General features: G+C 72.7%; 9 protein-coding genes. 5 read left to right on the top strand and 4 right to left on the bottom strand.

The window, feature by feature from the left end; all coding sequences use genetic code 11:
* Positions 1-334: 334 nt before the first annotated feature.
* A complete protein-coding gene (gene speB / locus E4099_RS21320; protein WP_135340705.1) occupies positions 335-1318 on the bottom strand; it encodes an agmatinase in 984 nt (327 codons plus the stop codon).
* Positions 1319-1478: 160 nt separating this feature from the next.
* On the opposite strand from speB, the gene E4099_RS21315 reads away from it, so the two are divergent.
* Positions 1479-2297, top strand: a complete 819-nt coding sequence (locus tag E4099_RS21315) for a phosphatase (RefSeq protein ID WP_135340704.1) — start codon at positions 1479-1481, stop codon at positions 2295-2297.
* A 54-nt stretch (positions 2298-2351) separates the two neighbouring features.
* On the opposite strand, the gene E4099_RS21310 is transcribed toward E4099_RS21315, so the two are convergent.
* The 3 genes from E4099_RS21310 to E4099_RS21300 all read right to left on the bottom strand — a co-directional run bounded on the left by E4099_RS21310 (position 2352) and on the right by E4099_RS21300 (position 5190).
* Positions 2352-3251, bottom strand: coding sequence for an acyl-CoA thioesterase (locus E4099_RS21310; protein ID WP_135340703.1), 900 nt, complete (start codon positions 3249-3251; stop codon positions 2352-2354).
* A 59-nt stretch (positions 3252-3310) separates the two neighbouring features.
* Positions 3311-4468, bottom strand: a complete 1158-nt coding sequence (locus tag E4099_RS21305; protein WP_135340702.1) for an acyl-CoA dehydrogenase family protein — start codon at positions 4466-4468, stop codon at positions 3311-3313.
* A gap of 86 nt (positions 4469-4554) precedes the next feature.
* The gene (locus E4099_RS21300; RefSeq protein WP_135340701.1) at positions 4555-5190 is read right to left on the bottom strand and encodes an SACE_7040 family transcriptional regulator; all 636 of its coding nucleotides are present in this window, start codon (positions 5188-5190) and stop codon (positions 4555-4557) included.
* Positions 5191-5318: 128 nt separating this feature from the next.
* On the opposite strand from E4099_RS21300, the gene E4099_RS21295 reads away from it, so the two are divergent.
* From E4099_RS21295 to E4099_RS21280, 4 genes are read left to right on the top strand one after another with little or no spacing between them, the layout of a single operon-like run.
* Positions 5319-6962: a carboxyl transferase domain-containing protein gene (locus E4099_RS21295; RefSeq protein ID WP_135340700.1), complete on the top strand. Its 1644-nt coding sequence runs from the start codon at positions 5319-5321 to the stop codon at positions 6960-6962.
* A gap of 16 nt (positions 6963-6978) precedes the next feature.
* Positions 6979-9078: an ATP-binding protein gene (locus E4099_RS21290; RefSeq protein ID WP_135340699.1), complete on the top strand. Its 2100-nt coding sequence runs from the start codon at positions 6979-6981 to the stop codon at positions 9076-9078.
* Positions 9078-10025, top strand: a complete 948-nt coding sequence (locus E4099_RS21285; protein ID WP_135340698.1) for a hydroxymethylglutaryl-CoA lyase — start codon at positions 9078-9080, stop codon at positions 10023-10025. The genes E4099_RS21290 and E4099_RS21285 overlap by 1 nt, the downstream gene beginning before the upstream one ends.
* A 3-nt stretch (positions 10026-10028) precedes the next feature.
* On the top strand, positions 10029-11189 hold the full coding sequence (locus E4099_RS21280; RefSeq protein ID WP_135340697.1) for an acyl-CoA dehydrogenase family protein: 1161 nt from the start codon (positions 10029-10031) through the stop codon (positions 11187-11189).
* Positions 11190-11270 lie beyond the last annotated feature (81 nt).

The following is an 11270-nucleotide window of genomic DNA, read 5'->3' as shown; positions in this document are numbered from 1 at the left end:
GGTCGACGCCGGCGCGCAGGCCGCGGCGAGCGCGCCCGCCAGCAGCGGGCCGAGCAGCCTGGCGGAGCGGGACAGCCGGGGGGAGTTCCTCATCGTTCTCCGTGGGGGTCGCCGGGGGCGGTCGGAGTGACGAGGAAGACGATAAAAACGCGGATATGTCAGATCAACGAATCAGACGATGTGTTCGGGAGAAGAACTGGATTGGCGCAGTGCCCCAGTGAGTTCGGGGGGCCCGAACGCCGGACGCCCGGCCACCGGTGGGGTGGGCCGGGCGTCCGGGGCCGGGCCGAGGGTCGCGCCCCCGGGGAGTCGCGGGCCCGGGGCGGAGAGGCGGTCAGGACTCCCTGGCGGCGGCGATCTGCCGGGACATGATGGTCGTCAGCTCGTACGCGGTGTGCGAGGCGGCGACCGAGGTCATCTCCGCGTGGTCGTAGGCCGGGGCGACCTCGACCAGGTCGGCGGAGACCAGGTGGCAGTCGGCCAGCCCGCGCAGGATCTCCAGCAGTTCGCGGGAGGTGAGGCCGCCGGCCTCGGGCGTACCGGTGCCGGGCGCGTGCGCCGGGTCCAGCACGTCGATGTCGATGGAGATGTACAGCGGGCGGTCGCCGATCCGCTGGCGCAGCTGGTCGGCCACCTCGTCCACGCCGCGCCGCATCACATCGGCGGAGGTGACGATGCCGAAGCCCATCTTGGCGTCGTCGTCCAGGTCCTGCTTGCCGTACAGCGGGCCGCGGGTGCCCACGTGGGAGAGCGCCGAGGTGTCCAGGATGCCCTCCTCGAACGCGCGGCGGAACGGCGTGCCATGGGTGTACTCGGCGCCGAAGTAGGTGTCCCAGGTGTCCAGGTGCGCGTCGAAGTGGAGCAGCGCGACCGGGCCGTGCTTGCGGGCGACGGAGCGCAGGACGGGCAGCGCGATGGTGTGGTCGCCGCCCAGGGTCATCAGCCGGGCCCCGGTGCTCAGCAGCTCCCCGGTGGCCTCCTCGATGGTCTCCACGGCCTCGTTGATGTCGAACGGGTTGACCGCGATGTCACCCGCGTCGGCCACCTGGGCGAGCGCGAAGGGGGAGGCGTCCTGGGCCGGGTTGTACGGGCGCAGCAGCCGGGAGGCCTCGCGGATCGCGTTGCCGCCGAAGCGGGCGCCGGGGCGGTAGGAGACCCCGGTGTCGAACGGCACACCGACCACGGCGACATCCGCGGCACCGCCCACCTGGTCGATCCGCGGCAGCCGGGCGAAGGTCGCGGGGCCGGCGTAACGCGGGATGCGGGAGGAGTCGACGGGACCGACCGGCTGGCCGGGCGACGGGCGGGAGGTGCTCATGCGGCTGCTGCCTCTCGGCGATACGGGATCAGGGATCGGGATGGTGCCGGATCAGAGGTTAGGCAGAACGACGGATTCCGCACATGTACGTTCCCGAGAGCCCGGCCCGGCTATTTGGCCACCACGTCCATTTCCCGGCCGCAGGGGCGACAATGGGCGCATGCCGATACCCAGCCCTGCCCCGACCCGAGCCGAACTGATCGATCACCTGGTCCGCACCCGCATCGCGGGCGATGTCGCCACCCCGCGCGACAACAACTTGGGCCACTACCGCATGCTCGCCAACGGTGATCGGCACTACTGGCTGGGGCTGGAGCTGGGCGACCGCTGGGCCGACGAGCAGGACGTACTGGCCGTGATGGCCGAGCGCTGCGGTGTGGTGGACGATCCCGAGCACCGGGTGGGCCAGGACATCATCGACCCGGAGCTGACCGTCGGGGCGCTGGAGCGGATGGCGGCGGTGCTGCGCAAGGCGGCCGAGGGCCGGCAGCGGGTGCTGTTCGCCACCGGTCACCCGGGCGGCCTGCTGGACGTGCACCGAGCCACCGCCCAGGCGCTGCGCGCCGCGGGCTGCGAGATCATGGAGATCCCCGGCGGGCTGACCGCGGACGAGGGCTATGTCTTCCAGTTCGCCGATGTGGCGGTGCTGGAGCGCGGCGCCACGCTGTGGCACACCCACTCCCCCGCCCCGATGGCGGCCATCCTGGACGCCCTGGAGCGGCAGGGCCGCCCGCTGCCCGACCTGGTGGTCGCCGACCACGGCTGGGCCGGCTGCGCCGGGCAGCGCGGCATCGACACGGTGGGGTACGCGGACTGCAACGACCCGGCGCTCTTCCTGGGCGAGGCGGAGGGCACCCTGGCGGTGGTGGTGCCGCTGGACGACCATGTCGTCAACCCGCGGTTCTACGACCCGATGACCGCCTACCTGCTGGAGGCGGCGGGCCTGGGGTCCCCCTCCCGGATCCTGTGCACCGACTGAGCCCGTCCCCCGGCCTCGCGGAGCCGCACCCGGGCCGGGTGCGGCTCCGGTCCGTCAGGGCTTCCGGGACGTCGCGCGCGGGGCGCGGATCAGGCCCTCCTGGATCACCGAGGCCGCCAGCCGGCCGTCCTGGGTGAAGATCCGCCCCCTGGCCAGGCCCCGGCCGCCCGAGGAGGAGGGGCTGGCCTGGTCGTACAGCAGCCACTCGTCCGCGCGGAACGGGCGGTGGAACCACATGGCGTGGTCCAGGCTGGCGCCCACCACGTCGCCCACCGCCCAGCCGCCCCGGCCGTGCGCCAGCAGCACCGAGTCCAGCAGCGTCATGTCGGAGACGTAGGTGGCCAGGCAGATGTGCAGCAGCGGGGTGTCCACGGCGCCGTCCAGCTTGCCGTTCATCCGGAACCACACCTGCGAGCTGGGCTCACGCGGCTCCCCGATGCTGCCGAACGGCGGGGCGTCCACATAGCGCAGGTCGATCGCGGACCGGGCCTTGAGTATGCGCCGGACCACCTTCTCGTGGGCGAAGAGGTGGGCGTACCGGGGCAGCAGCTCGTCCGCGGTGGGCAGGCTCAGCGGGTCGGGAGCCGGCGGCATCGGCTCCTGGTGCTCCATCCCCTCCTCGTGCGCCTGGAAGGAGGCGGAGAGGTGGAAGATCGGCTGCCCGTGCTGGACCGCCACCACCCGGCGGGTGGTGAAGGAGAAGCCGTCCCGGATGCGGTCCACCGTGTAGACGATGGGCGCGCCGGGGTCGCCCGGGCGGAGGAAGTAGGAGTGGAGGGAGTGCGCCTGCCGGTCCTCCGGCACGGTGCGGCCCGCGGCGACCAGGGCCTGGGCCGCGACCTGGCCGCCGAAGACGCGCTCCACCAGGGAGGGGCGGCTGGCGCCGCGGAAGATGTCCCGGTCGATCCGCTCCAGGTCGAGCAGGTCGAGCAGGTCCTGAAGGCTTTCGTTCATGGCTCAGACAGCTTCGCAGAGGTGCGCCCCCGAGGGGGCGCACACGGGTGAGGGTCCGGTCACAGCCCCATGGACTTGGCGATGATGGAGCGCATGACCTCGCTGGTGCCGCCGTAGATCCGGCTGACCCGGGTGTCCGCGTACAGCCGGGCGATCGGGTACTCCATCATGTAGCCGTAGCCGCCGTGCAGCTGGAGGCACTTGTCGATCACCACGGCGGCGCGCTCGGTGGTGAACAGCTTGGCCGAGGCGGCGTCGGCGGCGGTCAGCTCGCCGGCGTCGTGGGCCTCCAGGGCCCGGTCCACCACCGCCTGCATGGCGTCCACCTCGGACTTGCAGTCGGCCAGGACGAACTTGGTGTTCTGGAAGGAGGCCACGGACTTGCCGAAGACGGTGCGGTCCCGGACGTAGGCGGTGGCGAACTCCACCGCCGCGGCGGCCTGGGCGTACGCGCCGACCGCGATGCCCAGCCGCTCCTGCGGCAGGTTCTGCCCCAGGTAGCCGAATGCCTTGCCCTCCTCGCCCAGCAGGTCCTCCACCGGCACCTTGACGTCGGTGAACGACAGCTCGGCGGTGTCCGAGGTCTTCAGGCCCAGCTTCTCCAGCTTGCGGCCGACCGCGTAGCCCTCGCTGCGGGTGTCCACCACCAGGATGGAGATCCCGGACCGGCGGTCCTCGGGGCTGGGGGCCGCGGTGCGGGCGCAGACCAGGACGCGGTCGGCGAGCACGCCGCCGGTGATGAAGGTCTTGGCCCCGTTGAGGACGTAGTGGGTGCCGTCCTCGGAGAGCTTGGCGGTGGTCTTCATGCCGGCCAGGTCGGAGCCGGTGCCGGGCTCGGTCATGGCGATGGCGGTCATCATCTCGCCGCTCACGAAGGGCGGCAGCCAGCGCTGCTTCTGCTCCTCGGTGGCGTACTTGAGCAGATACGGCAGGCAGAGCATGGTGTGCACGTTGCTGCCGCCGAAGCTGACCCCGGCCCGGGCGGTCTCCTCGGTGATCACTGCGGTGAACTTGAAGCTGCTCTCGCCCGCGCCGCCGTACTCCTCGGGCACCTCGATACCGAAGACACCCAGCTCACCGAGCTTGCGGTAGAAGTCGCGCGGGGCGTGCCCGGCCTCCTGCCACTCCTCGTAGTACGGCACGACCTCGGCGGCGATGAAGTCGCGGATGGTCGCCCGGAACGCCTCGTGATCCTCGTTGAAAACCGTTCGACGCATGGCGACTCCTCCACGGGGGCGCGGCCCAAACGCTCCTCTGCCTAAGCGCTTGCTCAGTTTGACCGTGCGGGCAAGTTACCCGCCAGTCAGTCAGCCTGTCCAGAGCCGTCGCCCGCCACGGGCGCTCCGGAGACCGCCCCGAAGGCCCCCACCGCCAGCCGGTGCAGCAGCTCGGCGGTGGCGTCCCGCCCGGGCAGCGCGCCCGGGCGGCCCAGGTGCGGGGTGGAGTTGAGCAGCCCGAACACCGCGTGCACGGCGGCCCGGGCAGGCCGCTCGGCCAGCCCCGGATACACCTCGCGCACCACCTCCACCCACAGCTCGACGTACTGCCGCTGCAGCTGGCGCACCAGCTTGCGGTCGCTGTCCCGGAGCCGGTCCAGCTCCCGGTCGTGCAGGGTGATCAGCGGACGGTCGTCCAGGGCGAAGTCGATGTGCCCCTCGATCAGCGAGTCCAGCAGCGAGGCGGGCCCCAGCCCGGCCGCGGCGGCGTCGGCCACCCGGCGCTTGCCGCCGGCCAGCAGCCGCCCGCTGATGCCCACCAGCAGCTCGGCGAGCATCGCGTCCTTGCCGGCGAAGTGGCGGTACAGCCCGGGGCCGCTGATGCCGACCGCGGCGCCTATCTCGTCGACTCCGACCCCGTGGAAACCGCGCTCCGCGAAGAGCCGCGCGGCTTCCCGGAGGATCTGTTCACGGCGGGTCTCGGCGGGCGCGTGGGTGCTCATGAAATTGATTCTAGACAGCGGCGTTAGTGGTCGTTAACCTGAAGGAAGAGGTTAACGCTCATTAACAGCTCGGCCGAGGCGACCGGATCGCACGGGCCGTGTGGCATCTGGCAAGGGGGCTCGAAGCCATGGAGCAGGCACCGGTGCTGGGGAGCGGCGCCGACCCGGCGTCCGACGCCTGGCGCACCAACGAGGCGGCGCACCGCGAGCTGGTGGCGCGGCTGCGCGAGAAGCTCGCGGTGGCGCGGCTGGGCGGCGGCGAGCGGGCCCGCGCGCGGCACACCGCGCGCGGCAAGCTGCTGCCGCGAGACCGCGTGGACACGCTGCTGGACCCGGGATCGCCCTTCCTGGAGCTGGCGCCGCTGGCGGCGGACGGGATGTACGGCGACCAGGCCCCGGCGGCCGGGGTGATCGCCGGCATCGGGCGGGTCGCGGGCCGCGAAGTGGTCGTGGTGGCCAACGACGCCACCGTCAAGGGCGGCACCTACTACCCGATGACGGTGAAGAAGCACCTGCGGGCCCAGGAGGTGGCCCTGGAGAACCGCCTGCCCTGCGTCTACCTCGTGGACTCCGGTGGGGCCTTCCTGCCGATGCAGGACGAGGTCTTCCCCGACCGGGAGCACTTCGGGCGGATCTTCTACAACCAGGCGCGGATGTCCGGCGCCGGGATTCCGCAGGTCGCCGCGGTGATGGGATCCTGCACCGCGGGCGGCGCCTATGTGCCGGCGATGAGCGACGAGGCCGTCATCGTGCGCGAGCAGGGCACCATCTTCCTGGGCGGGCCGCCGCTGGTTAAGGCCGCCACCGGCGAGGTGGTCAGCGCCGAGGAGCTGGGCGGCGGCGAGGTGCACTCCAAGGTCTCCGGGGTCACCGACCACCTGGCCGAGGACGACGCCCACGCGCTGCGGATCGTGCGCACCATCGTCTCCACCCTGCCCGCCTCCCCGGTGCAGCGCGCGGAGCTGCCCTGGCGGGTCACCCCGGTCGAGGAGCCCGCGGTGGACCCGGCCGGCCTGTACGGCGCGGTGCCGGTGGACTCCCGCACCCCGTACGACGTGCGGGAGGTGATCGCCCGGCTGGTGGACGGCTCGCGCTTCGCGGAGTTCAAGGCCGAGTTCGGCACCACCCTGGTCACCGGTTTCGCCCGGATCCACGGCCACCCGGTCGGCATCGTCGCCAACAACGGCATCCTGTTCTCCGAGTCCGCCCAGAAGGGCGCGCACTTCATCGAGCTGTGCGACCAGCGCGGCATCCCGCTGCTCTTCCTGCAGAACATCTCCGGCTTCATGGTGGGCCGCAGCTACGAGGCCGGCGGCATCGCCAAGCACGGCGCCAAGATGGTCACCGCGGTGGCCTGCACCCGGGTGCCCAAGCTGACCGTGGTGATAGGCGGCTCCTACGGCGCGGGCAACTACTCCATGTGCGGGCGCGCCTATTCACCCCGTTTCCTGTGGATGTGGCCCAACGCCAAGATCTCCGTGATGGGCGGCGAGCAGGCCGCCTCGGTGCTCGCCACGGTCAAGCGCGACCAGCTGGAGGCGCGCGGCGAGCAGTGGAGCACCGAGGACGAGGAGTCCTTCCGCGCCCCGATCCGCGAGCAGTACGAGACCCAGGGCAGCGCCTACTACGCCACCGCGCGGCTGTGGGACGACGGCGTGATCGACCCGCTGGAGACCCGCTCCGTGCTGGGTCTGGCGCTCACCGCCTGTGCCAACGCGCCGCTGCCGGACCGCGACCCCGCGGCCCCCGGCTACGGCGTCTTCCGGATGTGACGAGGGGATGCGGACGATGTTCACAGCGGATTCGGCGGCCACGCCGGGCGGGCTCGGCGCCGGCGGCGTGCTGGTGGCCAACCGGGGGGAGATCGCGGTCCGGGTGATCCGGACGCTGCGGCGGCTGGGCGTGCGGTCCGTCGCGGTGTTCAGCGACGCCGACGCGGACGCCCGGCACGTGCGGGAGGCGGACACCGCGGTCCGGATCGGACCGGCCTCGGCGGCCGAGAGCTATCTGTCGATAGAACGGCTGCTGGACGCCGCCCGGCGCAGCGGCGCCCGCGCGGTGCACCCCGGATACGGCTTCCTGGCGGAGAACGCCGCCTTCGCCCGCGCCTGCGCCGAGGCCGGGCTGGTCTTCATCGGCCCGCCGGCCGAGGCGATCGAGCTGATGGGCGACAAGATCCGGGCCAAGGAGACGGTCCGGGCGGCCGGGGTGCCGGTGGTGCCGGGCTCCTCCGGCAGCGGGCTGACCGACGAGCAGCTGGCCGAGGCCGCCCGCGAGATCGGCATGCCGGTGCTGCTCAAGCCCTCGGCGGGCGGCGGCGGCAAGGGCATGCGCCTGGTGCGCGACGAGGCCCTGCTCGCGGACGAGATCGCGGCGGCCCGGCGCGAGGCCCGGGGCTCCTTCGGCGACGACACCCTGCTGGTGGAGCGCTGGATCGACCGGCCCCGGCACATCGAGATCCAGGTGCTGGCGGACTCCCACGGGCAGGTGGTGCACCTCGGCGAGCGCGAGTGCTCCCTGCAGCGCCGCCACCAGAAGATCATCGAGGAGGCGCCCAGCCCGCTGCTGGACGAGGCCACCCGGGCGGCCATGGGCGAGGCCGCGGTGCAGGCGGCACGGTCCTGCGGCTACCTCGGCGCGGGCACCGTGGAGTTCATCGTCCCCGGCTCCGCCCCTTCCGCCTACTACTTCATGGAGATGAACACCCGTCTCCAGGTGGAGCACCCGGTGACCGAGTTGATCACCGGCCTGGACCTGGTGGAGTGGCAGCTGCGCACCGCCGCCGGCGAGCCGCTGCCCTTCGCCCAGCAGGACATCGCCTTCACCGGCCACGCGGTCGAGGCCCGGGTCTGCGCGGAGACCGCCCGCCCCGGCAAGGACCGGGTCGACTTCCTGCCCTCCGCGGGCACGGTGCGCGCCCTGAGCGAGCCGGACGGGGAAGGCGTGCGGACGGACTCCGGGCTGCTGGCGGGCACCGAGGTCGGCACCCTCTACGACCCGATGCTGGCCAAGGTGATCGCGCACGGCCCCGACCGGGCCACCGCCCTGCGCCGCCTCGGCGGCGCCCTGGGCCGCACCACCGTGCTGGGGCTGGACACCAACATCGGGTTCCTGCGCCGGCTGCTGGCGCACCCCGCGGTGGTCTCCGGGGACCTGGACACCGGCCTGGTGGACCGGGACGCGGCGAGCCTGGTGCCGGCCGAGGTGCCCGACGAGGTGTACGCGGCGGCGGCGCTGCTGCGCCAGAGCGCGCTGGAGCCCGGCGCCGACGGCTGGGTGGACCCCTTCTCGGTGCCCACCGGCTGGCGGCTGGGCGGCGAGCCGGCCTGGACGGACCACCCGCTGCGGGTCCCGGGGCATGAGCCGGTGACCGTGCGGGTCCGCGGCCGGGCCACCGACGCGGTGGTCCTGGTCCAGCGGCCGGCCAAGGAGGACGGCGGCGCCCCCGAGGCGGCCGGTCAGGCGGTGCGGGCCCGGCTGGTGCCCGCCGAGCCGGGACGGCTCATCCTGGAGTGGGACGGCGTCACCCATGTCTTCGCCACCGCCGCCGGCCCGGAGGGCAGCTGGCTCGGCCGGGACGGCGACAGCTGGCACCTGCTGGACCACGACCCGGTGGAGGCCGCGCTGCGCGGCGGCGGGGCCGCGGGGCACGCGGGGGCGCTGACCGCCCCGATGCCGGGCACCGTCACGGTGGTCAAGGCCGCCGTGGGCGAGGAGGTCGTCGCCGGGCAGGGGCTGCTGGTGGTCGAGGCCATGAAGATGGAGCACCTGATCGCCGCCCCGCACGACGGCACCGTCACCGAGCTGGACGTGACCGCCGGCAGCACCGTCGCCATGGACCAGGTGCTGGCCGTCGTCACCCCGCACGACAGCGAGGAGCGTGAGTGATGTCCCTGCTCGAGGACGGTCTGCCGATGGCCGTACCGGCGGCCGGGCTGCCGGCCCGGGTGCGGATCCACGAGGTCGGCGCCCGGGACGGCCTGCAGAACGAGAAGGCGGTCGTTCCGGTCGAGATCAAGGCCGAGTTCATCCGGCGGCTGGCCCAGGCCGGGCTGACCACCATCGAGGCGACCAGCTTCGTCCACCCCAAGTGGGTGCCGCAGCTCGCCGACGCCGAGCAGCTGGTCCCCCTGCTGGACGGCGTGGACGCCGAGCTTCCGGTGCTGGTGCCCAACGAGCGCGGGCTGGACCGGGCGATCGCCCTTGGTGTCCGGCGGATCGCGGTCTTCGGCAGCGCCACCGAGACCTTCGCCCAGCGCAACCTCAACCGCACGGTCGAGGAGTCGCTGGCCATGTTCCAGCCCGTGGTGGCGCGGGCCCGGGAGGCGGGACTGCATGTCCGCGGCTACCTCTCGATGTGCTTCGGCGACCCCTGGGAGGGCCCGGTCCCGGTCTCCCAGGTGGTCTCGGTGGCCCACCGGCTGATGGAGCTGGGCTGTGACGAGCTCAGCCTGGGCGACACCATCGGGGTGGCCACCCCCGGCCATGTCCGGCAGCTGCTCACCCGGCTGGGCGAGGCCGGGGTGCCCACCGAGCGGCTCGCCGTGCACTTCCACGACACCTACGGCCAGGCTCTCGCCAACACCCTGGCGGCCCTGGAGCACGGGGTCACCTGCGTGGACGCCTCCGCCGGCGGTCTCGGCGGCTGCCCCTACGCCAAGAGCGCCACCGGCAACCTCGCCACCGAGGACCTGGTGTGGATGCTCCACGGCCTCGGCATCGAAACCGGGGTCGACCTCGGCCGTCTCACCGCCACCAGCGTCTGGATGGCCGCACACCTGGGGCGACCCAGCCCCTCCCGTACCGTTCGCGCACTCTCCCAGAAGGAGTCCTGAGTCATGTCGCTCGACCACCGGCTCTCTCCCGAGCACGAAGAACTCCGCCGCACCGTGGAGGCGTTCGCGCACGATGTCGTGGCGCCCAAGATCGGTGAGTACTGGGAGCAGCACCAGTTCCCCTACGAGATCGTCCAGGAGATGGCCCGGATGGGCCTGTTCGGGCTGCCCTTCCCCGAGGAGTACGGCGGCATGGGCGGTGACTACCTCGCGCTCTGCCTGGCCATCGAGGAGCTGGCCCGGGTGGACTCCTCGGTCGCGGTGACCCTGGAGGCCGGGGTCTCCCTCGGTTCCATGCCGATCTACCTCTTCGGCACCGAGGAGCAGAAGCGCGAGTGGCTGCCCCGGCTGTGCTCCGGCGAGGCCCTGGGCGCCTTCGGCCTCACCGAGCCCGGTGGCGGCACCGACGCGGGCGGCACCCGCACCACCGCCCGGCTGGACGAGGCCACCGGCGAGTGGGTGATCAACGGCTCCAAGTGCTTCATCACCAACTCGGGCACGGACATCACCGCACTGGTCACGGTCACCGCCGTCACCGGCCGGAAGCCGGACGGCAGCCCGCTGATCTCCTCGATCATCGTCCCGTCCGGCACCCCGGGCTTCACCGTGGCCGCCCCCTACTCCAAGGTCGGCTGGAACGCCTCGGACACCCGCGAGCTGTCCTTCACCGACGTCCGGGTGCCCCAGGCCAACCTGCTGGGCGAGCTGGGCCGCGGCTACGCGCAGTTCCTGCGGATCCTGGACGAGGGCCGCATAGCGATCTCGGCGCTGGCCACCGGCCTGGCCCAGGGCTGTGTGGACGAGTCGGTGAAGTACGCCAAGACCCGGGAGGCCTTCGGCCGTCCGATCGGCAGCAACCAGGCCCTCCAGTTCAAGATCGCCGACATGGAGATGCGCGCCCACACCGCGCGGGTGGCCTGGCGGGACGCCGCCTCCCGGATGCTCCACGGCGAGCCGTTCAAGAAGGAGGCCTCGATGGCCAAGCTGTACTCCTCCGAGGTGGCGGTGACCAACGCCCGCGAGGCCACCCAGGTGCACGGCGGATACGGCTTCATGAACGAGTACCCGGTGGCCCGGATGTGGCGGGACTCCAAGATCCTGGAGATCGGCGAGGGCACCAGCGAGGTCCAGCGCATGCTGATCGCCCGCGAGTTGGGCCTGTAGCACGCCACGGGAGGGTGAGGGGCGGCCGGAGGCGCCAGCACGTGCGCGGTGCCTCCCGGCGGCCCCCACCCTGCCCACTCC

The sequence above is a fragment of the Streptomyces palmae genome (genome assembly GCF_004684805.1).
GTDB classification, from domain to species: Bacteria; Actinomycetota; Actinomycetes; order Streptomycetales; family Streptomycetaceae; genus Streptomyces; species Streptomyces palmae.
Note: the sequence above shows the minus strand (reverse complement) of the source record. Positions and strands in the feature narration are given on the sequence as shown.

Coding starts and splice junctions, on each gene's coding strand:
- speB (WP_135340705.1), bottom strand. CDS start 1,318: ATGAGCACCTCCCGCCCGTCGCCCGGCCAGCCGGTCGGTCCCGTCGAC.
- E4099_RS21315 (WP_135340704.1), top strand. CDS start 1,479: ATGCCGATACCCAGCCCTGCCCCGACCCGAGCCGAACTGATCGATCAC.
- E4099_RS21310 (WP_135340703.1), bottom strand. CDS start 3,251: ATGAACGAAAGCCTTCAGGACCTGCTCGACCTGCTCGACCTGGAGCGG.
- E4099_RS21305 (WP_135340702.1), bottom strand. CDS start 4,468: ATGCGTCGAACGGTTTTCAACGAGGATCACGAGGCGTTCCGGGCGACC.
- E4099_RS21300 (WP_135340701.1), bottom strand. CDS start 5,190: ATGAGCACCCACGCGCCCGCCGAGACCCGCCGTGAACAGATCCTCCGG.
- E4099_RS21295 (WP_135340700.1), top strand. CDS start 5,319: ATGGAGCAGGCACCGGTGCTGGGGAGCGGCGCCGACCCGGCGTCCGAC.
- E4099_RS21290 (WP_135340699.1), top strand. CDS start 6,979: ATGTTCACAGCGGATTCGGCGGCCACGCCGGGCGGGCTCGGCGCCGGC.
- E4099_RS21285 (WP_135340698.1), top strand. CDS start 9,078: ATGTCCCTGCTCGAGGACGGTCTGCCGATGGCCGTACCGGCGGCCGGG.
- E4099_RS21280 (WP_135340697.1), top strand. CDS start 10,029: ATGTCGCTCGACCACCGGCTCTCTCCCGAGCACGAAGAACTCCGCCGC.